Source organism: Salegentibacter tibetensis, assembly GCF_020164485.1.
Taxonomy (GTDB): domain Bacteria; phylum Bacteroidota; class Bacteroidia; order Flavobacteriales; family Flavobacteriaceae; genus Salegentibacter; species Salegentibacter tibetensis.
This window is the reverse complement of record NZ_JAIQZA010000021.1, coordinates 1-23915: the sequence shown is the minus strand read 5'-3', so window position 1 is coordinate 23915 and position 23915 is coordinate 1. Positions and strand designations below refer to the sequence as shown.

Genomic DNA, 23915 nt, shown 5'->3' with positions numbered 1-23915 from the left:
TTATGGCAGAAGTAATCAATATGCCGCGTTTGAGCGACACCATGGAAGAAGGTGTTGTTGCGAAGTGGTTAAAGCAAAAAGGTGATAAAGTTGAAGAAGGAGATATCCTTGCTGAAATAGAAACCGATAAAGCTACGATGGAATTTGAGTCTTTTCACGAAGGGACTTTACTTCATATTGGTATCGAAGAAGGCGAAACCGCCCCTGTAGATACTTTACTTGCTATTATAGGTGAGGAAGGAGAAGATATTTCTGAATTGCTGAAAGGTGGCGGAGATTCTGGTAAAGACGAAAAGAAAGATAAGAAAGAAGATAAGTCAGGTGCTGATGAAGACGAGGCAGAAGATGAAGCTGAAAGTGATGGCGATAGCGACGATGGGGGAATTCCGGAAGGCGTAGAGATTATTACTATGCCCCGCCTTAGTGATACCATGGAAGAAGGTACCGTTGCATCCTGGTTGAAAAAGGAAGGCGACAAAGTTGAAGAAGGAGATATTCTGGCTGAGATCGAAACCGATAAGGCTACGATGGAATTCGAATCTTTCTATGAAGGGACTTTGCTTAAAATTGGTCTTGAAGAAGGCGAAACCGCAAAGGTTGATAGTCTTCTTGCTATTATTGGACCGGAAGGAACAGATGTTTCTAACGTTTCAGTAGACGGAAAGTCTAAAAAATCTTCAGGAAAATCAGATAAGAAAGACGATAAAAAATCAGATAAATCTGAAGAAAAAGAAGAAAGCAAATCTTCAGATAAGAAATCTTCAGGTTCATCTAAAGACGGTGGAAGAATTTTTGCTTCTCCGCTTGCCAAGAAAATGGCAGAAGATAAAGGTATAGATCTTTCAGATGTGGAAGGTACCGGCGGCAATGGCCGTATCGTGAAAAAGGATATCGAAGATTATAAACCTTCAGAAAAACCTGCTGAAGCAAAAGCCGGCAAAGAAGATGCTGCTGCTGCTGCGCCACAACCTTATGTGCCTGCAGGAGAAGAAAGCTTTGAGGAGATTAAAAACTCTCAAATGCGTAAAACCATCGCAAAAAGACTTGGGGAATCTAAGTTTAATGCGCCGCATTACTATCTTACTATAGAGGTAGATATGGCAAATGCAATGGCTTCACGTAAGCAAATTAACGAAATGCCAGATGTGAAGGTTTCCTTTAACGATATGGTAATTAAGGCCAGTGCCATGGCGCTTCGCAAACACCCACAGGTAAACAGCCAGTGGACAAATGAATCTATGAAAATAGCTAAACACATTCATATGGGTGTTGCTGTAGCGGTAGAAGAAGGCCTTGTAGTTCCTGTTTTAAAATTTGCCGATCAAATGTCTATGACCCAAATTGGGAACAATGTAAAAGACGTTGCCGGTAAAGCAAGAAACAAGAAATTGCAGCCAAATGAGATGGAAGGAAGTACCTTTACTGTTTCTAATCTGGGTATGTTTGGTATTGTTGAGTTTACCAGTATCATTAACCAGCCAAACTCTGCAATCCTTTCTGTAGGAACTATTGTTGAAAAACCAGTAGTGAAAAACGGACAAATCGTGGTAGGAAATACCATGAAGTTAACCCTTGCCTGCGATCACAGAACAGTAGATGGAGCAACCGGTGCTGCTTTCTTAAAAACGCTTAAAACTTACATGGAAAACCCGGTGACTATGCTAGCGTAAACCAGGTTTTAAAATAACTAATTATTAAAATCCCGCACTCTTGCGGGATTTTTTTATCTTTAACGGTATGAGAAAAATCACACTAAGTTTTGCTTTATTTGCCGCGCTTCTGCTAATTTCTTCCTGCGGAAACTCACAAGCGGTCCAAACTTCAGAAGAAGTAAAAACCGGTTTAAATATCAATGTTCAGCAAGCTGAAGTTGAAGAATTACTGAATTATTTGTCTTCAGACGAATTAAAAGGAAGACAAACAGGTTCGGAAGGAATTGAAATGGCCGCGCAAAGAATTGAAAGCATTTTTGAAGAAAACGGTCTTCAAAAATATTTTGACACTTACCGCCATAATTTTGAAATCCAGGGTATGGAAGGATTTAATATAGTTGGAGTACTGGAAGGAAACGATTCTAAGCTAAAGGATGAATTCATTATTCTTGGAGCTCATTATGATCATATAGGAATTCAGGAGCCGATAGAAGGAGATTCAATCGCTAATGGTGCGAACGATAATGCTGCCGGGACTGTGGCTGTTGTAGAACTGGCCAAGAAATTTGCTGAAATAGACGATAATAAACGCAGTATCATGTTCGTATTATTTTCGGCTGAAGAAATGGGGCTTCAAGGTGCAAAGAAAATAGCACAGAAACTTAAGGAAGACGACCTGGATCTTTACACTTTATTCAATTTTGAAATGATTGGCGTGCCTATGAACGAAAAAGATTATATAGGCTATCTAACCGGTTACGAAAATTCTAATTTTGCTGAAAAATTCAATGAATATTCAGGGGAAAAAGTGCTTGGCTTTCTGCCACAGGCCAAGGAATATAACCTGTTTAAACGAAGCGATAATTATCCGTTTTTCGAGGAATTTAATGTCCCGTCTCAAACAATTTCAACTTTCGATTTCACTAATTATGATTACTATCATCACGTGGCCGATGAAGCTGAAAAACTTGATGTATCTCATATGACGAGAGTGATTGAAAGCGTGATCCCGGGAATATTAAAAATGGCCAACACGCCAGAAAAAGAAATAAAGTTAAACCAACATGATGCTGGACACTAAAAAAGTGAACATCGGAAATAATTTTAAATAAATGAAACATATTGTCATAACAGGAACCAGCCGCGGAATTGGCTATGAAATGGTAAAGTTTTTTGCCGAAAAGGGGCATAAGGTACTGGCGCTTTCCCGAAACGATAAACCGGTTTCTGAGCTTAATTTAGACAGCGTAACAACTTTTTCCTGCGATATTTCAAAGGCTGAAGATCTTAAAAAAGTTTCAGCGTTTATCGATGCGAAATGGGAACAGGTGGATGTTTTGCTAAATAATGCCGGGGCACTTATCAATAAGCCTTTTGAAGAAATTTCAGCAGAAGAATTTCAGAAAATATATAGCACTAATGTATTTGGAGTAGTTGGTTTAACTCAAAAACTACTACCTTTTATGAATAAAAATGCACACGTAGTCAACATTAGTACGATGGGTGGGGTGCAGGGCAGTGTGAAATTCCCGGGACTTTCGGCTTATAGTTCGAGTAAGGCAGCCGTTATTACATTAACCGAACTTTTGGCTGAAGAATATAAAGAAAATGGACCTTCATTTAATGTATTAGCTTTAGGAGCGGTACAAACCGAAATGCTGGAAGAAGCATTTCCCGGTCTGGAAGTTCCACTTTCGGCGAAGGATATGGCTGAATATATCGCAAATTTTAGTCTCACCGGGCATAAATTTTATAATGGGAAATTGCTCCAGGTATCCAGTAGCACACCGTAGCCGATGAGAGAAATCCTTGAAAGATATATTCCAGAACGAGCTGTTCCTCCGGTATTTGAAATGATTAAGGCCAATAATGTTCATTTAAAGATTGTAAATGAGCGCAAAACCAGGCATGGGGATTACCGGAGAATGCCAAACGGAGCTCAGCAAATTACGGTTAATGCAAACCTGAACAAATACCGTTTTTTAATCACTTCGGTACATGAAATAGCGCATTTATTAGCTTTCGAAAGATTTGGGAGGAAAATAAAACCCCATGGTCACGAATGGAAATTTACCTTCAGGGAGTTAATGTTGCCTTTTATTAGACCTGAAATTTTTCCTTCAGGATTGCTTCCGGTAATTGCGCAGCATTTTAGAAATCCAAAAGCCAGTAGTGATACTGATGCAAAATTATCGGTAGCGCTTAAAAGTTTTGATCCTGAGAATGATAAAAACTATATTTTTGAAATTCCATTTGGAGGGATTTTCAGAATCTATAATGGTAAAACGTTTAAAAAAGGGGAGAGAAGAATAAAACGCTACGAATGTCTGGAAGTAGATACGGGCAAAGTTTATTTGTTTCAACCCAATGCGGAAGTTGAGTTGCTCAAAAATTAATTTCTTTTCTATGAAAAACACAAATCACTACGCGATTTTAATGGCCGGCGGGATTGGTTCCCGGTTCTGGCCTATAAGTACCACGCAATTTCCCAAGCAATTTCAAGATATTCTTGGGGCAGGATCAACGCTTATCCAAACTACTTTTCATCGTTTGGCCAAGCTGATGCCTAAAGAGAATATTATAATCCTTACTCATAAAGATTATAGAGAAACGGTAAAAGAGCAGCTGCCGCAGGTAGAAGATGAGCAGATTGTACTGGAACCTGAAATGCGAAATACAGCCCCTAGCATTTTATTAGGCGCTTTAAAGATCAAGAAGAAAAACAAGGACGCGTTAATTCTTGTAGCACCTAGTGATCACTGGATTCAGGGTGATAACGATTTTCAAGAAAATATTGAAGAAGCTTTTAATATTGTTTCCTCTGAAAATAAACTCGTTACTCTGGGTATTGAACCTACTTTTCCCAATACCGGGTATGGATATATTAAATACAAAAAAGATGAAACCGAAGGTTCTAAAAGGGTTTTAAAGTTTACTGAGAAACCTTCATTTAAAAAGGCTGAAACCTTTTTAGAGGAAGGGAATTATCTTTGGAATGCGGGTATTTTTATCTGGAGTGCCGCTTTTATTCTGGAAAGTTTTAAAAAGTACCAACCGGAAACTTTCAGACTTTTTGAAGCGGGAAATGATTATTACAATACTGATCGGGAGCAGGAATTTTTAAATGAAAACTATCATAAAACACAGAATGTTTCTATAGATTACGCAATTATAGAAAAGTCTGATAAGGTATATGTTATTCCAGCAAAATTTAAATGGAACGATCTGGGAACCTGGAAATCCCTGGAAGATGAACTGCCGCAGGACGATCGAGGTAATACAATGGTAAACGGGCGTTTACTGCCTATTAATTCTACCGGAAATATTATTAAAACTCAAAATAGCAAGGTTGTGGTCTTAGAAGGCTTAAAGGATTTTATCGTGGTAGAAAATGATAATGTGTTGTTAATTTCTCCGAAGGAAAAAATACAGGAAATCAAGGCGCTTAGGGAAAAGGCAATTGAGAATTTTGGTGAAGAACTAGGTTAAAATTTTATGGATAATAATCAGAAACCTGAAAATAATCAATCCCTCGATTCGCAGAAGAAATCGGAAGATCTAGGTGCAAACGCAAAAGGGATTTGGAAAAATATAAAATCGCTTATAAAAGAGCTTTTAGAGATTCGGCATGATACCGATAGGGAATCCACAGTAGAGGCGGTAAAGAAAGATATTTCTTTTAAAGGACACAATGCCTGGATTCTTATTTTTTCCATATTTGTGGCTTCTGTAGGACTTAATGTAAGTAGTACTGCGGTTGTTATTGGAGCGATGCTTATTTCTCCTTTAATGGGTCCGATTGTAGGTGTAGGAATGTCGGTAGCTATAAACGATGTGCTGACCCTTAGAAAATCCTTTATCAATCTTGGTTTAATGGTAGGCTTAAGTGTACTTACCGCTTATATTTATTTTCTTATTTCTCCTGTAAAAGAAGAAACTCCGGAACTTATTGCAAGAACCTATCCTACTATTTTAGATGTATTAGTGGCTATTTTTGGTGGTTTGGCGCTTATCGTAGCCAAAACCAAAAAGGGGACCATTGCCAGTGTAATTCTTGGGGTTGCGATTGCTACAGCACTTATGCCGCCTTTATGTACCGTAGGTTATGGTCTGGCCATTGGTAACTGGTCTTATGCAGGTGGTGCATTATATCTTTTTTCAATTAATGCGGTATTTATTGCGCTTTCTACTTTTGTAGTAACCAAAGTGCTTGGATTCCCATTGGTGAAATATGTAAATAGCAAAAAACGTAGAAGAACCGCACAAATAGCTTCGACTATAGCTGTAATTGTGATGATTCCAAGTGTTATTTTGTTTGTTTTCTTACTTCAGGAACAATTATTTGAATCTAAGGCCAAAGAATTTGTATCGAATGTGATGCGATATGAAGGCACTGAGGCTATAAAATCGTCTTACGATTATAATGAAAGAAGTATTGAAGTATATCTAATTGGGAATCGGGTACCCCAGGCAACAATTTCTACCTGGAAAAAGCAATTGGAAGATATTGAAGCTTTAAAGGAATCTGAGTTGATAATTCACCAGGGAGCAAATCCCACTGGAGACCTTGATCAGCTATCCACTCAGGTTAGAAGTGGTATTCTTGAAGATCTCTATATGAAGAATCAGGAGCTTATCGAGAATAAAGATGAAAAAATTGCGATTCTGGAAAATGAAATATCTAAATATCGGGGTGACGGTTTTTCATTTAGCGATTTAAGTCAGGAAGCGAAAATAAATTATGAAGGTATTGGCGAATTAGGCTATTCTAACCTAATCAAAACCAATTTTACAAAAACCGACACGATTCCCACCTTTACAGTTGGCTGGAAGAAAGAATTAAATGCAGGTCAAATTGCTGAACAAAAACAGCGTTTTGAAAAATGGTTGAAGGTTCGTTTAAAATTGGATACGCTGCAGGTAAGATCGGTTAATTAAAGCCCTTTTTGTTGTGCTTCCCTTACCTTTTGGAAAAGGTTGGAGGAATAAACAAAGTCGGTTACGGTTTCGTCATCGGTTTGAAAGATCTGCGATTTATCGCCTTTCCAGGCTAAAACCCCATCTTTTAAAAAAGCGATTTTTTCACCAATTTCCAAAACCGAGTTCATGTCATGGGTAATAATTATCGTAGTAATATCGTACTCGTGGGTGATCTCCTGGATAAGTTTATCTATTACCGTTGCAGTTTTAGGATCCAGACCAGAGTTCGGTTCATCACAAAATAGATATTTAGGTCGGTTCACAATAGCGCGGGCAATAGAAACCCTTTTTTGCATCCCTCCACTAATTTCTGAAGGTAATTTTTTCTCAGAGCCTTCCAGGTTTACTCGTTTTAAAACTTCTTTTACTCGTTCCAGGTTTTCCTTTTTCTTTTTTCTGTGAGTAAACATTCTTAAAGGGAACATAACGTTCTCTTCCACAGTCATAGAATCAAAAAGGGCGCCACCTTGAAAAATCATTCCTATCTGCTTACTTAGGTCTTTTTTTTCATCTTCAGTAAATTCAGAATAAGGTTTGCCGTCATATTTTATAGTACCTTTTTCCGGAGTTAATAATCCAAGCATGCATTTTAGAAGTACACTTTTACCGGAACCAGACCCCCCAATAATAAGGTTCGTTTTACTTTTTTCAAACGTATAATTAATACCTTTTAAGATCTCCTCTCCATCAAATGCTTTATGTAAATTCTCTATCTCTATCATTAACTTAGTAATAATTGGGTTACTGCGTAATTTGTGATAATAATAACCACACTTGTCCATACAAAAGATGTGGTACTGGCCTGGCCAACTTCCAAAGCGCCGCCTTTCATATAATATCCGTGATAAGCGGGAACGGTTGCCAATATGAATGCAAATAAAAATGTTTTGATAAAAGCGTAAACAAGGTGGAAAGGAATAAAATCTTCCTGAAGACCCTGAATAAAAAGATCTGGGGGTACGAAACCTCCCAGAACTGCAGCAACATAAGCTCCAAAAACACCAAGGAACATAGAGATGGCAATTACGAAAGGATAAAATAACATTGCCACAATCTTCGGGAAAATAAGGTAGTTCAAAGAGTTTATACCCATTACTTCCAAGGCATCAATTTGTTCGGTTACGTTCATAGAACCTATACTGGAGGTTATATAGGAACCCACCTTACCCGCCATAATAACCGAGATAAATGTAGGTGCGAATTCCAGGATTATAGATTGCCTGGCAGCGTAGGCGATAAGTGTTTTGGGAATTAACGGGTTATTTAAATTTAGGGCTGTTTGCAGAGCTACCACAGCTCCAATAAAAAATGACAGAAAAGCTACAATTCCCATGGAGCCAATTATCAGGTCATCTAGTTCTTTAATGATTAAACCTTTCAAAACCGATGCTTTTGTCATTCGGTGAAAAGTACCCTTTAGCATTAAAAAATATTCCCCAATGGAGTGTAAATAGTTCATTAAGCAATTTTTGTAAAGCTAAAATACTAAAAAATTACTCCAAAGTATTTAACGTAGAATTAATCTTTAGCCTTATAAGTTTAGTATTTTTGAGCTACTTCTATAAAACAAATATAATGAGGCGATTTACATTTTTACTATTGGCCGGTTTATTGACTTTTCAGACTTTTTCTCAGGAGAAAATGCAGGAAAAACCCAAACTTGTGGTGGGGATTGTTGTAGACCAGATGCGCTACGACTATCTTACCCGGTTCTGGGATAAGTTTGGAGAAAACGGATTTAAAAAGATGATAAATGAAGGTTACAATTTCAAGAACAATCATTTTAATTATGTGCCTACCTATACCGGGCCGGGGCATGCTTCGGTTTTCACCGGCACCAGCCCAATGAACCACGGGATTATAGGTAATGGCTGGTACGATAAATTTACACACGAGTCGGTTTACTGTGCGGGAGACAATTCTGTAACGCCAGTGGGAACTCAGGATGATGCGGGAAAAATGTCTCCCCACCGAATGAAAACCACAAGTTTTGCTGATGAAAATCGCTTGCATACGCAAATGCGTGGAAAAACTATTGGCGTAGGTTTAAAAGACCGTGGGTCTATACTTCCAGCCGGGCATACCGCAAATGCAGCTTACTGGTTTCACGGAGCCGATGAAGGAAAATGGATAACCAGTTCATTTTATATGAATGAATTACCGCAGTGGGTTGAAGATTTTAACGCTTCAGGTAACGTAGAATCTTATTTGAAAAGCTGGAACACTTTATATGATATTGAAACTTATAAAGAGAGTGGAAGTGATATAAATGAATTTGAAGGAGGATTTAAAGGAAAGGAAACAGCTTCTTTCCCATATGATCTAACCAAACTGGGAGATACCGATCGTAAATTTGAAATTCTTAAAGCTACTGCTTACGGGAACGATATAACTACAGATTTTGCTTTGGCGGCCATAGATGCAGAAGAATTAGGGATGGATGACGATACCGATGTACTTACTTTAAGCTATTCCAGCACAGATTATATTGGGCATAATTTCGGAGTGAATTCTAAGGAAATTCAGGATACTTATTTAAGATTAGACCAAAATATTGCCGATTTATTAACTCATCTAGATGAAAAGGTAGGGGAAGGTAATTATACAATTTTCTTAACTGCAGATCACGGTGGAGTAGATGTGCCGGCTTATCTGGAATCTGTAAATATACCAGCCGGGTATTTTGAATCTGATGAATTTACTGAAGAGCTTAAAGAATTTACAGCAGAAGAATTTGATGAAGAGGACCTTATAGAAAGTGTATACAATAGTCAGATATTTTTTAATTATGAAGTAATGCAAGAAGCCGAAATCAGTTTTTCAGAATTACAATCTAAATTGGCGCATTACATTCTTCAGCTGGATCAAATAGATAAAGTTTTTACCAGGGATCAGCTTAGCAGCGGAAGTTTTGTTACAGGAGCGGGAGCTGCTATCCAAAATGGATTTAATCAAAAAAGGAGTGGAGATATAGTGTATGTTTTAGATCCCGCAACCATTGTTTATTCCAGAACGGGTTCAACCCACGGCAGCGGATTGATGTATGATACTCACGCCCCATTAATTTTCTACGGAAATGGAGTGAAAAAAGGCAGCACAACACAAAGAACAGAGATAGTAGATATAGCTCCAACGGTTTCAACTATTTTGGGAATATCTTTTCCAAATGCAACCACAGGAAAACCATTATTTATGATGTTGGATACAGGAGAAAGTGAAAGTTCAGAATAATTTTTTCTGCATTTTTTTCCAGCGTAAATTTCTAATAAAACGGCCTTCATCTTGATTTACAAAAAAAGGTCGTTTTTCATTTTTAGCTTGCAGAAAGCCAACTATGCAATCGCGGAAAAAGCCTAAATCTTTCTTTTTAAAGGCAAGTTTAGCTGAAGCGATTACAGAAATAACAAAACCGTATCTTAATCTGTAAAAAGCTGCGCCCTGCTTATATTTTGATGTATTGCTGTAATTCTTTCCGGTGGGTTTAAGATGCTTTACCCTTAGGCTTTCATCGGTTTTTATTTCCCAGCCGTGGTATTGTGCAAGCAACTCATCTACCGTATCCCAGCCCATTGCCAGTTTAAGCCCTCCAATATCCTTAAAACAGGCTTTTCGGTAAGCTTTTAAAGCTCCGCGAATATGATCTTTCCCGGTGAGGTTTTCCAGTACCCATTCTTCATTCTTTTGAATTTCACAAAATCCGCCAACCATTCCTGCTTTTGGGTTTTGCTCAAAATGAAGCTTGATTTTCTCTAAATATTCTTTCGGAAAAATTAAATCGGCATCAAATTTACAAATGATATCGAAAGACTTATCCAGGTTTTCTAAACCCGAATTAAAAGCATTGATCACTTTACTACCGGGCAAATGAACACCTTCTGAAGTATTTTTGACCAGCGAAATTTCAGGATATTTTGTAGAAAAATTAGATACAATATCTGGAGTGGTATCGGTAGAGCCATCATCTACCACCACAATTTTATTAGCCGGAAAACTTTGATTTATTAAAGATTGAAGTGTTTCGCCAATAAATTCAGCTTCGTTATAGGCGGGAATGATGATGCAAATCTTCAAATGGCGAAATTTAGAAGTTACTATGATTTAAGAAAAAAGTAATTCCGCTTAGATCCTTTCCGCATAAACCGCATAATATCTTGGAGTGAAATATCTTAAAACAGGCCTGATTCCCAGTTTCTTTACCGGGTTGGTCCATTTTTTTCTGCTAATAATTTTCCAGCCAGCTTTCTCCAAAAGCCAGTCGAATTGCCAGTCTTCAAATTCGTGGTAATGCCGGTCGCGCATATCGGTTTTACTACGGTAGGCGCTGGAAAACCATAATTTAAGCGGAACTGTAGCCACTAATTTTTTAGCCTTAATATTTGCTAAAACATTGTAGGGGGCGACCAAATGTTCAAAAATTTCGAAAGCTGTAACTACATTATAGACGGAAGTTTCCACAGCTTCGGTATTCAGGTCTAAGTCTTCCCCTTTGGTGTTTTGTACCTCATAATTATGCTCCTCCATAATTTCTGAAAAAGGATTTTTTACTCCTAAATCAAGAATTTTAGCAGGAGCCGGTACATTGGATTCTAAAAAATCTAAAGTTTCTTTATAACGTTTGTTTGGAAAAGTATTTTCGTACATCTAATATTGATAAACAATCGCGTTTACGTTCATTCCCGCACCAACACTGGCAAACATCACCACATCTCCTTTTTCCAGATGTTGCTCGGCTATTTTGTTTTTCACGACAAGATCGTAAAGCGTAGGAACCGTAGCCACACTGCTATTACCCAATTCCTGAATAGTCATTGGCATAACTTTGTCTGGCACTTCCTGGTTATGAAGTTTGTAGAATCGCTTAATAATAGCTTCATCCATCTTCTCGTTTGCCTGGTGGATAAAGATTTTTTTAAGGTCTTTTATAGTTTTGCCACTATTTTCCAAACAGGTTTTCATAGCCGCAGGAACATGCATTAATGCAAATTCGTAGATTTTACGACCGTTCATTTTTATATAGCGCAAATCCTCTGGCGATTCAGTTCGGTTAGATTTTCCGAAGTAAATATAATTAGCTTCGTTAAAAGCATAAGTTCCCGATTCGTGGGCAAGAATACCGCCTTCTTCTTCGGTTTCTTCCACTACAACTGCACCGGCACCATCAGAAAAAATCATAGAATCACGGTCATGTTTATCTACTACTCGAGATAAAGCTTCTGCACCAATTACAAGGCATTTTTTTGCCATACCGGCTTTTATAAAGGCCTGTGCCTGTATCATCCCTTCAATCCAGCCCGGGCAACCGAAAAGTACGTCATATCCAACGCATTTTGGGTTTTTAATACGCAAATGGTATTTCACCCGTGTGGCCATACTCGGCACCGTATCACTCTGTATGCTTTCATGCTTTACATCGCCATAATTGTGGGCTACAATTATATAATCTAAAGTTTCGGGATCTGTTCCTGAAGTTTCCAAAGCTTGCTGGGCGGCAATGACTGCCATATCTGAAGTATTTAAATTCTCCTCCAGGTAACGCCGTTCTTCAATTCCCGTTATGGCCTTAAATTTGGCAATGGTTGTTTTATTGTCCTGCGGAAATCCTGTTCCGTCAAGATTGAAAAATTCATGATTGTCAAAGTCAGCATTTGCGGTTATAACTTTGGGGATATAACTACCTGTGCCGGTAATTTTAATATTCATCTGACTTTTAATTAAGATTAAACTCTAATGTATTAATTACAAATATAGTGAGCTTTAAACGAAACTGAAAAATAAACTGAAATGTGATTAAAATCACATTATAAAAAATGCCTGAAAATAATTTTCGAGAATGACTTCTGTAGAAAATTTTCAGGCATTTTTTTAAACTTAAGCGTCCATATATTCCTCTATAGGAGGGCAGGTACACATTAGGTTTCTGTCTCCAAATGCTTCGTCTACACGTCTTACACTTGGCCAGAATTTATTTTCTGATACATAGTTTAACGGGTAAGCTGCTTTTTCCCTGGTATAAGAAAATTTCCACTCATCTGATGTCAACATCGTAATAGTATGTGGCGCATTTTTAAGTACGTTATCTTCTTCGCTATCCAGTTCTTCAATTTCCTGTCTAATAGAAATAAGCGCATCACAGAATCTGTCCAGTTCAGCCTTGCTCTCACTTTCGGTAGGTTCTATCATCATTGTTCCTGCCACAGGGAAGGAAACAGTTGGCGCGTGGAAACCGTAATCTATCAATCGTTTAGCGATATCCACTACTTCAATACCTTTTTCTTTAAATGGACGGCAATCCAAAATCATCTCGTGAGCAGCACGACCGCGTTCTCCCGAGTATAATGTTTTATAATGCTCGTTTAAGCGCTCTTTTACATAATTAGCGTTTAGAATAGCATATTCAGTAGCTTTCTGAAGCCCTTTACTGCCTAACATGGTAATATAACCATAAGAAATCAGGCAAACTAAAGAAGAACCCCAGGGTGCTGAAGAAATTGCTCCAATAGCTTTTTCACCACCGGTTTTAATCACCGGGTTTCCGGGTAAAAACGGCTTTAATTGTTCTGCTACACAAATAGGTCCTACCCCGGGGCCACCACCACCGTGAGGAATTGCAAATGTTTTATGCAGGTTTAAGTGACAAACATCGGCGCCAATAACTCCAGGGTTTGTTAATCCAACCTGGGCGTTCATATTTGCGCCATCCATATATACCTGTCCGCCATTATCGTGAATAATTTGCGTAATTTCTTTAATAGCCGATTCAAAAACCCCGTGGGTAGATGGGTAGGTAACCATTAAAGCGGCGAGATTGTCTTTATGTTTTATCGCTTTTTCGCGAAGATCATCAACATCTATATTTCCATTTTCTGAAGCTTTGGTCACTACCACTTTCATTCCGGCCATTACTGCAGAAGCAGGATTGGTACCGTGAGCTGAAGACGGAATTAAACATATATTTCTATGGTCTTCGCCTTTAGATTCGTGGAAAGCCCTTATCGTCATCAAGCCGGCATATTCTCCCTGCGCACCAGAATTTGGCTGAAGCGAGGTTGCTGAAAATCCGGTGATTTCAGTTAATTGGTCTTCCAGTCTTTTTAAAACGATCTGGTAACCTTCAGCTTGCTCAACAGGCACAAATGGGTGAATATTTCCCCATTGCGGATTGCTAAGCGGAAGCATTTCTGAAGCTGCATTTAACTTCATGGTACAACTTCCAAGCGAGATCATAGACTGGTTAAGCGAAAGGTCTTTTCGTTCCAGTTTTTTGATATAACGCATCAATTCAGTTTCCGAATGATAAAGGTTGAAAACTTTATGCGTTAGGAAATCGGTTTTTCTTTGTAATGCTGAAGGAATTGTTTCTTCCTCTTTTAGACTTTCAATTTCAGTTGCATTCTTGCCTGAAACACTGGCAAAAACCTTTAGAATATTATTGATGTCGTCCTGGGTTGTGGTTTCATTTAAAGAAATACAAACCGTTTCGGCATCAGGATAATAGAAATTGATTTCGTTCTTTTCAGCTTCGGCTTTAATTTTTTGCGCATTAGCTTTTACCTGAAGCGTATCGAAATAAGCGGAATTCAGCTGCTTAAAACCCATCTTCTCAAGTTCTTCAGCTAAAGTCACTGTAGAAAAATGAACGGTGTCAGCAATATATTTTAAACCATCAGGTCCGTGGTAAACCGCATACATTCCTGCCATTACGGCAAGTAAAACCTGTGCGGTACAAATATTTGAAGTCGCTTTATCGCGTTTAATATGTTGTTCCCTGGTTTGAAGCGCCATTCTCAAAGCGTGATTGCCATCAATATCTTTAGTTACGCCAATAATCCTTCCGGGAAGGTTTCTTTTGTATTCTTCTTTGGTTGCAAAATATGCCGCGTGAGGCCCGCCATAACCTAAGGGGATTCCAAAACGTTGCGTAGTTCCAACAACCACATCTACACCAAGTTCTCCGGGTGCCTGTAATTTTACTAAACTTAAAATGTCGGCAGCAACAGCTACTTTTATTTCAGCATCTTTACATTTTGAAACAAAATCGGCATAGTTAAAAACCTGGCCGAATTTCCCTGGATATTGCACTAAAGCGCCAAAGAATTTATCGCTAAAATCGAATTCTTCGTGATTTCCAACCACTAACTCAATGCCCATAAAATCGGCACGGGTTTTAATAAGATCTATAGTTTGAGGTAAAGCCTGTTCAGAAACAAAGAATTTATTTACTTCATTTTTCTTTTGCTTACGATCGCGAACCGCGAATAAAAGTCCCATGGCTTCAGCCGCCGCGGTAGACTCATCTAAAAGTGAAGCATTGGCTATCTCCATTCCGGTAAGGTCACTTACCATGGTTTGGAAATTCAATAGAGCCTCCAGTCTTCCCTGTGCAATTTCTGCCTGGTACGGAGTATAAGCCGTATACCAACCCGGGTTTTCCAAAATATTTCTTTGGATAACCGCCGGTAGAATTCCCTGGTGGTAACCAAGGCCTATATAGCTCTTGAAAACCTTGTTTTTAGCAGCCAGTTTGCCAATATGCTCGGCATATTGATTTTCGCTAAGTGCAGAAGGTAAATTTAAAGGCGATTTTAAACGAATATCGTCCGGGATGGTTTCGTATATTAACTGTTCTAACGAATCTACACCAATGGTGTCCAACATAGCCTGTAGATTGCTTTCTCTCGGGCCAATATGGCGTAGGGCAAAAGAATCTGTTCTCATTAAAATAAAGTTGTGGTTTTGTGCTGCGAAAGTACATATTTTTAACGTAAATTTTTAGTGTTTAGGTGTATACACTTGTTAAGATTTAACGCGCTAATTTTGGTCCCGGAAAGAATGATTATTTTAGCAGGATGCAGGGTTTAAAAAACATTCTGGACTTTTATATAAATAGCAGTCTGCACGTGGCTTTGTCCGTGGTTTCGCTAGGCGTATTAAGTTTCCTGGAATTCAATATTGAAATTGATTACAATCTGCTTTTCTTTATTTTCTTCGGAAGTATTAGCGGCTATAATTTTGTAAAGTACGCCGGCATTGCCAAACTGCATCATGCCAGCCTTGCCCGAAACCTAAAATTGATACAAATTTTTTCACTTTTGTGCTTTCTGGCTTTACTATATTTTGCCTTTAAGCAGGAATTTAAAATACTTTTAGTTTCCGCTATTTTAGGTGTTTTTACTTTGCTTTATGCCATTCCATTAGGGAGAAACAGGCAAAATCTGCGAAATATAGGTGGCATAAAGATCTTTATTATCGCAGTTGTTTGGGCGGGAGTAGTGGTGATTTTACCGTTGATAGATCAGATTTCTTTAAAAGAGATCAGCTTTAGTTTCCTTCAGCGTTTTTTCTTTGTGATCGCCATAACGCTTCCCTTTGAGATAAGGGACCTTAAATATGATTCCGGAAATTTAAATACCATTCCGCAGCAAATTGGAATAGCAAATACTAAGAAAATCGGTTATATTTTATTGGGAATTATGCTTTTGCTGGAATTTTTAAAACCTTTTACATCAGAAACAAACTTTATTGCTTTAGGTTTTGCTTTATTGATTTCGGCCTATTTTATTAAAGCGGCCGAAGTAGATCAGGGGGACTATTATTCGGCTTTTTGGGTAGAGGGAATTCCTGTATTTTGGTTGTTGTGCCTGGTAGTAGCTAATGCTTTTTCTTAGTCATTTCTTTTTCAATGCGGTTTTTCCAGGCCTTTTTCTCTTCTTCAGAGCAGGTTTTAAGTTTGGATTTTTTAATTAAGCTGGTAAGCTTTGTGTTTTTTGAAGTGTACTTACGGCAGGGTCTGCATAAGATCAAATGCATTAGCATGGAGATCTTTTCACGTGTTCCCGCTTCATTATACTGACTTTTGTCGCAGCAGTTTTCAGCTTTTGAACAGTCAAAAATGAAAAATTTTCGTTTCGGCATAACTTAGAACCAGTTTTTTTCAAGACACTCTGCCAATGCGGTGCGTGCCCTGTGAATGATTACCCAAAGGTTAGACGGGCTAATATTAAATTCTTTACAAACCGCTTCAGTATCAGCCCCATCAATGGTTTTCATTTTAAATATCGCGGCGTGTTTTTCGTTTATTTGCTCAAGGCATTCTAAAATCGCCAGCCCTAACTCGGTGTTTTCCATCTCATCTTCGGCAGTACGATCAAAAGTATCGGCGACCTGTTCTTCCAGCCAATCCCCATTATTTTCAGAATCTGAATAATTTATACGAACTTCTGCCTGGCCTTTTTGCGAATTGGTCTTTCGGTAATGATCTATAATTTTTCGCTTTAAAATAGAAATAAGCCAGGTGCGCTCTGTAGCCCTTCCTTCAAAATTATCTTTAGAATTGAGGCCAGCAAGAAAGGTTTCAGAAATTAAATCGTTAGCCACCTCGCGATCGTTTACTCTAACAATCGCGTAGTTAAACAGATAATCTGAATATTTATCCACCCATTTTGTAGGATCGAGTTTATGAATTGGCATAGGCTAGCGTCAAGGTCATCTCAAAATTAATGAAACTATTTGAATATATAAGTTATAGATCTTATAAGGTTTTAAAGGCTGAAAATTGATTAAAAAGAAAAGGTTGTCTGAAATAATCGTCATCCTGAATCTATTTCAGGATCTAAGATATTATTAATTAAAACATGTTAGAAGCTGAAACAAGTTCAGCTTGATAACACCAAGGTCTGTCAGACAACCTTCTTACTAATCTCACTTTTCAATCAATCCGGCTCGTTTTAGTAGAGCATCGGGTTTTGGTTCCTTTCCGCGGAATTTCTTATAAAGCGTCATTGGGTGATCGGTGCCTCCTTGTGAAAGTATATTTGTTTTAAACTTATTTGCGACTTCCCTGCTAAAGATTCCATTTTGCTGAAAATATTCAAAGGTATCGGCATCTAAAACTTCTGCCCATTTATAGGAATAGTACCCGGCAGAATATCCGCCCTGAAAAATATGAGAGAATGCTGTACTCATACAGTTTTCCGCAACATTCGGGAATAATTTTGTGCGTTCAAAAGCTTTATCTTCGTTTGCCTTAACATCTGTAATTGCTGAAGGATTTACCCCGTGCCAGCTAAGGTCCAACATTCCGAAACTCAACTGCCTTACCGTGGCCATTCCTTCCTGGAAATTGGCCGATTCTTTTATTTTCTGAACCAATTCCATAGGAATAACTTCGCCGGTTTCATAGTGCTTGGCGAACAACTGAAGCGCTTCTTTTTCATAACACCAATTTTCTAACAACTGACTTGGAAGTTCTACAAAATCCCAATACACGTTTGCACCAGAAAGGCTTGGATAATGCGTATCTCCTAACATCCCATGCAAGGCGTGACCAAATTCGTGGAAAAGGGTGGTAACTTCGTTAAAAGTGAGTAGTGAAGGTTGTTTTTTAGAAGGCTTGGTGAAATTACACACAATAGAAATGTGCGGGCGTTCTTCCTGTCCGTCTTTTTTGTATTGCGATTTATACCCTGTCATCCAGGCACCATCACGTTTTCCCGGTCTTGGATGAAAATCGGCATAAAAGAGTGCGATTTTCTTTTTATTTTCATCAATAACCTGGTAGGTTTTTACGTCTTCATGATATTTATCAACGTCAAAAACTTCTTTAAAGTTTAAATCGTAAAGTTTATTGGCTACCGTGAAAACGCCATCTATTACATTTTCTAGCTTAAAATAAGGTTTCAGTTTTTCATCATCGAGATTGAATAATTTTTGCTTCAGTTTCTCGCTGTAAAAAGCTGCATCCCATTTTTGAAGCTGGTCTATCCCGTCCAGCTCTTTGGCGAAGTTTTCCAACTCGGCAAATTCCTTTCCTGCAGCCGGCTTTGCTTTTTCGAGGATTTCCTCTAAAAAGCTGTTTACTTTTTCGGGAGTTTCGGCCATACGTTCTTCCAAAACAAAATGGGCGTGGGTTTTATAACCCAATAATTGTGCACGTTTATACCTTAATTTAGCTATCTGCAATACATTTTCCCGGTTGTCTAACTCGTCGCCATGGAATGCTTTAGAACCAAAAGCAAGTGCCATTTTTTTACGTAGCTCCCTGTTTTCGGCATATTTCATAAAAGGAAGGTAGCTGGGATATTCCAGCGTGAAAATCCACCCCTCTTTTTGTTTTGAAGCTGCTACCTGCGCGGCTCCTTCTTTAAAGCTCTCCGGGAGGCCTTTTAAATCGTTTTCATCGGTAAGATGTAACTCAAATTTATTGGTTTCGGCAAGTACATTCTGACCAAAATCCAGACTCAGTTTTGAGAGTTTTTTGTCAATATCTCTAAGTTCGTTCTGCTTTTCAATAGGCAGGTTGGCACCATTTCGAGAAAAGGCTTTGTATTTTCGGTCCAAAAGTGTCTTTTGCTCAGTGTTTAGGTCAAGTTCTTCTTTTTTATCGAAAACCGACTTAACTCTTTCAAAAAGTGCTTTGTTAAGAATAATATCGTTTCTGAATTCCGATAAAAGTGGGGAAACTTCCTGGGCGATTTGCTGAATTTCCTCATTGGTTTCAGCTGAATTTAGGTTAAAAAAAATACTGGTTACTCTATCTAATTTTTCTCCTGAAAATTCTAAAGTTTCAATGGTATTATAGAAGCTGGGTTCTTCGGTATTTGTTGAAATCGCGTTGATTTCTTCGCGGGCCATTTCAATGGCTTTAATTATTGCGGGTTTAAAATGCTCGTTTTTAATTTTAGAAAACGGTGCGTGATTAAATTCCTGTAAAAGCGGATTATTTTGAGTGGTCATTATCTCTATTTCATTTTTAATTTTAACATCTAATTTATCTATTAATCATTGTTTTAGCCATGCCAATAGCCTAATTAACCTGAATTTGACGTTTTTAATAACATTTTTTAACACAAAATGTTATCTTTTCTGTAAAAAACTGTATATTTCAACTTTGAAATATTGAACGTTTTAAAAAATGTAGTAGCTTGTAAAGTTTTTCTGGTTTAAATATTTAGAATGGTTAATAAATAATTTGTACAGATTTAGGTAAGTTTACTACATAGAAAGCCACGTCGCAAGACGTGGCTTTTGCTTTTTATCGCTTTACTTTCTTAGCGCCTTCCATCACTTTTTGTTTTAGTCCTTCTTTATAAACCAAAATTTTATCTAAAGTACATTTATCGGAAGCACCGATAATTTGAGCTGCAAGAATTCCTGCGTTTTTAGCACCGTTAAGGGCTACTGTAGCTACGGGAACGCCACCGGGCATTTGTAAAATAGACAGTACCGAATCCCAGCCGTCTATAGAATTGCTGGATTTTACCGGAACGCCAATTACCGGAAGCGGGGAGAGGGAGGCGATCATTCCGGGTAAGTGGGCGGCGCCACCTGCACCGGCGATAATCACTTTTATTCCCCGTTCATGTGCGGTTTTACCGTATTCAAATAACTTTTCGGGCGTGCGGTGGGCAGAAACGATATCTACTTCTACCTCCAGGTCAAAACCTTCCAGAATGTCTATGGCATCCTGCATTACCGGTAAGTCACTAGTACTTCCCATTATTACTGCTACTTTGCTCATAATTTTATGTTCAAAAACTTCTTGAAGTTTTATTATTTAGAAATAACTTTAATTGAATTCTTAACCTCTTCAGCAATTTTTCTTGCTTCAGCCAGATCTTTGTTCGCAATGGTTACGTGACCCATTTTTCTAAATGGGCGGGTAATTTTTTTACCGTAAATATGCGGCGTTACCCCTGGCATTTTCATAATCTTTTCAATATTCTCGTAAACCACTTCTCCTTCGTGATCTGCATCGCCCACTAAATTTACCATAATTCCGCCGACTTTACTATCGGTGTTTCCTAATGGTAGATCTAAAATAGCGCGAATATGTTGTTCAAACTGATTGGTGTAACTTGCTTCAATACTGTAATGCCCGCTATTGTGTGGTCTTGGCGCAACTTCGTTGACCAAAATTTCGTCGTTTTCTGTCTGAAACATTTCTACCGCTAGTAATCCAACATGTTCAAATGCTTCGGAAACCTTAACCGCAAGTTCCCTGGCGGTTTGCGCTACAGAATCTTCGATTCTGGCCGGGCAAATCACATATTCCACCTGGTTTGCGGTAGGATGAAATTCCATCTCTACAACAGGATAGGTTTTTACTTCACCTGAAGCCGATCTTGCCACGATCACAGCTAATTCATTTTTAAAAGGAACAAGCGTTTCGGCAATGCATTCAACATTGGGAAGATCGTTTAGGGTTTCTTTGCTTTTAATAACCGAAACTCCCTTGCCATCGTAACCACCGGTGGTACTTTTCCAAACAAAAGGTAGATTGATTTCGTCATTTTTAAGAGCAGAAATCAATTCTTTTTTGGTGGAAAAAATCTCAAATTCAGCGGTAGGGATTTGATGTTTTTTATAAAATTTTTTTTGAACTCCTTTGTTCTGAATTTTCTCTAAGGTTTCAGCTGAAGGGTAGGTTTTTACACCTTCCTTTTGCAATTGCTTTAAAGCTTTAACGTTAACGCCTTCAATTTCAAATGTGAGTACGTCCACTTTTCTTCCGAAGTTAATCACGGTATCAAAATCCATAAGGTCGCCGGTTTCAAAATAATCGCAAGCTATTTTGCAGGGAGCTTCAGGATTCGGATCTATGACGTTGGTTTGAATATCGTATTTGCGGGTTTCGTAAAGTATCATTTTGCCCAACTGGCCCCCGCCAAGAATTCCCAATTTAAAATCTGAAGAAAAATAATTGATCATACCTTAAAGTTTCAGCAAAAATAATTTTTTAGGTCAAGCTGTGCTATTATTCTTATGGAAATCTGGCAGTTTGGGTTGTTAAGAATCCTTATCTTTGCCCTTTAAAATTTTTCAGACTTGATAAAACTACACGATTTAGAATTTGAGCCTTATATTTCAGAAGAAGAAATCCACTTAGCCATCGATAAAGTGGCCGATAGGCTTAATGAAGATTACCGGGATTCAAACCCGGTGTTTTTAGGAGTGCTTAATGGTTCTTTCATGTTTGCCAGCGAGGTGATTAAAAGGTTTAAAGGAGATTGCGAGGTGAGTTTTGTTAAACTTGGTTCTTACCAGGGCACCGCAACTACCGGAGATGTAAAGACACTTTTAGGGTTAAATCAGTCGCTTAAGGGTAGAAAAGTAATTTTACTGGAAGATATTGTAGATACCGGTAATACTTTAGAGGAAATTAATAAAATTTTGAAGACGGAAGATGTAGATAATTACGAAGTAGTGACTTTATTTTATAAACCTGAAGCTTACAAAAAAGACTTTAATATTAAATATAGGGGCTTAGAGATCCCTAATAAATTTATTGTAGGTTATGGCCTGGATTATGATGGTTTAGGCAGAAATCTTACACAAATCTATAAACGTAAAGAAAACAACATGACAAATTTAGTTTTGTTTGGCCCTCCCGGCGCCGGCAAAGGAACTCAGGCAGACATTCTAAAGGAAAAGTATAAGCTTATTCATATCTCTACCGGAGATGTTTTTAGGTATAATATTAAGAACGAAACCGAATTGGGATTAAACGCCAAGTCATTTATAGATAAAGGGCATTTGGTTCCCGATGAGATAACGATTAAAATGCTGAAGGCTGAAGTTGAGAAAAATGAAGGCGCTAATGGGTTTATCTTTGATGGATTTCCAAGAACCGAAGCCCAGGCAGATGCTTTAGCTGAATTGTTAAAAGAAAAAAATACTGAAGTAACGGCAATGATCGCTTTAGAAGTTGATGATGAGGTTTTAGTAGAGCGTCTTTTGGAGCGAGGAAAAACTTCAGGAAGAAAAGATGATGCCGATGAATCGGTGATTAGAAACAGGATTAAGGTTTATTATGATGAAACCGCGATCCTGAAAGAGTATTATAAAAAACAAGACAAATATTACGGTGTAGACGGGGTTGGTTCTATAGATGAAATTACCCAGCGCCTTAGTGCCGTAATTGATAAGCTACAGGCTTAATCCCTCATTGAGCGTTTGATTATCCCGGGGCCTGGCTCAAAATTATAAAATAGTTTGCGATTCATACCTCCTGGCCTGTCCAGAGGTTTTTGATTAAATTTTTAAAATATGACTGAAGGGAATTTTGTTGATTATGTAAAGATTCATGTGGCTTCCGGAAAAGGAGGAAGTGGATCTTCGCACCTGCACCGCGAAAAATACGTGGCAAAAGGCGGGCCCGATGGTGGTGATGGTGGTCGTGGTGGTCATGTAATTGTAAAAGGGAACAAAAACCTTTGGACATTATATCACTTAAAATTTAAAAGGCATATTCGCGCTGAACACGGTAGTAACGGTAGTAAGCAACGTAGTACAGGTTCCGAAGGTGCTGATGAATATATTGAAGTGCCTTTAGGAACGGTAATCAGGGATACCGAAACCCAGGAAATTATCCACGAAATTACCGAAGACGGCAAGGAATATCTCGTTGCAGAAGGTGGAATGGGTGGTCGTGGAAACTGGCATTTTAAAAGTTCTACCAATCAAACCCCAAGATATTCCCAACCGGGAATAGACGGTACAGAGGTGGACATCACTCTGGAGTTAAAAATTCTAGCCGATGTTGGCCTGGTTGGCTTCCCTAATGCGGGGAAATCTACCTTACTTTCGGTAATTACTGCCGCGAAACCTAAGATAGCCGATTATGAGTTTACGACTTTAAAACCCAATTTGGGAATAGTCGAGTATCGCGACTTTAAAACTTTTGTGGTTGCCGATATTCCGGGTATAATTGAAGGTGCTGCGGAAGGTAGGGGAATCGGACATCGTTTTTTAAGACATATAGAACGAAACTCAACCTTATTGTTTTTAGTTCCTGCTGATGCTCCTAATATTTCTGAACAATACGAAATTCTATTGGACGAATTACGAAGGTACAACCCTGAAATGCTTGACAAGGATAGGCTTATCGCAATTTCAAAAAGCGATATGCTGGATGCCGAATTAAAACTGGAAATGAAACAAGAATTGGATAAAAATTTAGGTGCGCCATACCTGTTTATTTCTTCGGTAGCGCAACAAGGTTTAACGGAACTTAAAGACAGATTATGGGAAATGCTGAATAAAGAGCCTTCTTAAATCCTGTTAATCTTTAGAATTTCTGAAAGGTTTTTGATTAAATTTAAGCAGCGTGGATTCATTTCTACGCTGCATTTTTTTGTAAAAAAGTCAAAAATTTATTCTTATGAAATACCCATGATTTAGCCCACGCAAACACCGATGAGTTTTTTGCTTAAATTTAAGTGATGTAAAAACTTATTGGGATGAAAGCAATTGACTACGAGCAGGTTATTTCCGTGGGATGCGGAA

21 protein-coding genes are annotated in these 23915 nt (G+C 38.2%); 10 read left to right on the top strand and 11 right to left on the bottom strand.

Translation table 11 applies throughout. The annotated features are described in order from the left end of the window. Nucleotides 1-2 precede the first annotated feature (2 nt). The 6 genes from LB467_RS11745 to LB467_RS11720 all read left to right on the top strand — a co-directional run bounded on the left by LB467_RS11745 (nt 3) and on the right by LB467_RS11720 (nt 6590). Nucleotides 3-1670 carry a pyruvate dehydrogenase complex dihydrolipoamide acetyltransferase gene (locus LB467_RS11745; RefSeq protein WP_224474233.1) on the top strand — a complete coding sequence of 556 codons (1668 nt, stop codon included), beginning with the start codon at nt 3-5 and terminating at the stop codon, nt 1668-1670. Between the two features lie 67 nt (nt 1671-1737). Next, on the top strand, nt 1738-2733 hold the full coding sequence (locus LB467_RS11740; protein WP_224474232.1) for a M20/M25/M40 family metallo-hydrolase: 996 nt from the start codon (nt 1738-1740) through the stop codon (nt 2731-2733). A gap of 31 nt (nt 2734-2764) precedes the next feature. Then, on the top strand, nt 2765-3445 hold the full coding sequence (locus LB467_RS11735; RefSeq protein ID WP_224474231.1) for an SDR family NAD(P)-dependent oxidoreductase: 681 nt from the start codon (nt 2765-2767) through the stop codon (nt 3443-3445). A gap of 3 nt (nt 3446-3448) precedes the next feature. Beyond that, nucleotides 3449-4048, top strand: coding sequence for a SprT-like domain-containing protein (locus tag LB467_RS11730; protein ID WP_224474230.1), 600 nt, complete (start codon nt 3449-3451; stop codon nt 4046-4048). 10 nt (nt 4049-4058) lie between these two features. Next, nucleotides 4059-5141 carry a mannose-1-phosphate guanylyltransferase gene (locus LB467_RS11725; RefSeq protein WP_224474229.1) on the top strand — a complete coding sequence of 361 codons (1083 nt, stop codon included), beginning with the start codon at nt 4059-4061 and terminating at the stop codon, nt 5139-5141. Nucleotides 5142-5147: 6 nt separating this feature from the next. Then, nucleotides 5148-6590, top strand: coding sequence for a DUF389 domain-containing protein (locus tag LB467_RS11720; RefSeq protein WP_224474228.1), 1443 nt, complete (start codon nt 5148-5150; stop codon nt 6588-6590). On the opposite strand, the gene LB467_RS11715 is transcribed toward LB467_RS11720, so the two are convergent. Both LB467_RS11715 and LB467_RS11710 read right to left on the bottom strand, forming a co-directional pair. Then, complete coding sequence (locus tag LB467_RS11715; protein ID WP_224474227.1) at nt 6587-7354, bottom strand: ABC transporter ATP-binding protein; 768 nt, start codon at nt 7352-7354, stop codon at nt 6587-6589. The two genes, LB467_RS11720 and LB467_RS11715, sit on opposite strands and share 4 nt — an antisense overlap. Beyond that, the gene (locus LB467_RS11710; RefSeq protein WP_224474226.1) at nt 7354-8091 is read right to left on the bottom strand and encodes an MlaE family ABC transporter permease; all 738 of its coding nucleotides are present in this window, start codon (nt 8089-8091) and stop codon (nt 7354-7356) included. Before LB467_RS11710 ends, LB467_RS11715 begins: the two co-directional genes overlap by 1 nt. A 116-nt stretch (nt 8092-8207) precedes the next feature. Here LB467_RS11710 and pafA point away from each other — a divergent pair, with 116 nt between their 5' ends. Continuing rightward, a complete protein-coding gene (pafA, locus tag LB467_RS11705) occupies nt 8208-9863 on the top strand; it encodes an alkaline phosphatase PafA (RefSeq protein ID WP_224474225.1) in 1656 nt (551 codons plus the stop codon). Here pafA and LB467_RS11700 read toward each other — a convergent pair. The 4 genes from LB467_RS11700 to gcvP all read right to left on the bottom strand — a co-directional run bounded on the left by LB467_RS11700 (nt 9855) and on the right by gcvP (nt 15347). Beyond that, nucleotides 9855-10703 (bottom strand): glycosyltransferase family 2 protein, encoded by an 849-nt coding sequence (locus LB467_RS11700; RefSeq protein WP_224474224.1) that lies wholly within the window; start codon nt 10701-10703, stop codon nt 9855-9857. The two genes, pafA and LB467_RS11700, sit on opposite strands and share 9 nt — an antisense overlap. A gap of 48 nt (nt 10704-10751) precedes the next feature. Continuing rightward, complete coding sequence (locus LB467_RS11695) at nt 10752-11273, bottom strand: class I SAM-dependent methyltransferase (RefSeq protein ID WP_224474223.1); 522 nt, start codon at nt 11271-11273, stop codon at nt 10752-10754. After that, nucleotides 11274-12332, bottom strand: a complete 1059-nt coding sequence (locus LB467_RS11690; protein WP_224474222.1) for a 3-oxoacyl-ACP synthase III family protein — start codon at nt 12330-12332, stop codon at nt 11274-11276. 168 nt (nt 12333-12500) lie between these two features. Then, nucleotides 12501-15347: an aminomethyl-transferring glycine dehydrogenase gene (gene gcvP / locus LB467_RS11685; RefSeq protein WP_224474221.1), complete on the bottom strand. Its 2847-nt coding sequence runs from the start codon at nt 15345-15347 to the stop codon at nt 12501-12503. A gap of 131 nt (nt 15348-15478) precedes the next feature. Between gcvP and LB467_RS11680 the strand changes: the two genes are divergently transcribed. Next, nucleotides 15479-16297: a UbiA prenyltransferase family protein gene (locus LB467_RS11680; RefSeq protein WP_224474220.1), complete on the top strand. Its 819-nt coding sequence runs from the start codon at nt 15479-15481 to the stop codon at nt 16295-16297. On the opposite strand, the gene LB467_RS11675 is transcribed toward LB467_RS11680, so the two are convergent. From LB467_RS11675 to purK, 5 genes are all read right to left on the bottom strand, one after another. After that, the gene (locus LB467_RS11675) at nt 16281-16544 is read right to left on the bottom strand and encodes a hypothetical protein (RefSeq protein ID WP_224474219.1); all 264 of its coding nucleotides are present in this window, start codon (nt 16542-16544) and stop codon (nt 16281-16283) included. The genes LB467_RS11680 and LB467_RS11675 overlap by 17 nt on opposite strands. 3 nt (nt 16545-16547) lie before the next feature. Then, nucleotides 16548-17099, bottom strand: a complete 552-nt coding sequence (locus tag LB467_RS11670) for a sigma-70 family RNA polymerase sigma factor (protein ID WP_224474218.1) — start codon at nt 17097-17099, stop codon at nt 16548-16550. A gap of 231 nt (nt 17100-17330) precedes the next feature. After that, entirely contained in the window at nt 17331-19364 is a 2034-nt protein-coding gene (locus LB467_RS11665) for a M3 family metallopeptidase (protein WP_224474217.1), read from the bottom strand. A 298-nt stretch (nt 19365-19662) separates the two neighbouring features. Continuing rightward, complete coding sequence (purE, locus tag LB467_RS11660; protein WP_224474216.1) at nt 19663-20148, bottom strand: 5-(carboxyamino)imidazole ribonucleotide mutase; 486 nt, start codon at nt 20146-20148, stop codon at nt 19663-19665. Nucleotides 20149-20180: 32 nt separating this feature from the next. Further along, the gene (gene purK / locus LB467_RS11655) at nt 20181-21338 is read right to left on the bottom strand and encodes a 5-(carboxyamino)imidazole ribonucleotide synthase (protein ID WP_224474215.1); all 1158 of its coding nucleotides are present in this window, start codon (nt 21336-21338) and stop codon (nt 20181-20183) included. 117 nt (nt 21339-21455) lie between these two features. On the opposite strand from purK, the gene LB467_RS11650 reads away from it, so the two are divergent. Next, on the top strand, nt 21456-22568 hold the full coding sequence (locus LB467_RS11650) for an adenylate kinase (protein WP_224474214.1): 1113 nt from the start codon (nt 21456-21458) through the stop codon (nt 22566-22568). A gap of 108 nt (nt 22569-22676) precedes the next feature. Next, nucleotides 22677-23684: a GTPase ObgE gene (gene obgE / locus LB467_RS11645; RefSeq protein WP_224474213.1), complete on the top strand. Its 1008-nt coding sequence runs from the start codon at nt 22677-22679 to the stop codon at nt 23682-23684. Nucleotides 23685-23915 lie beyond the last annotated feature (231 nt).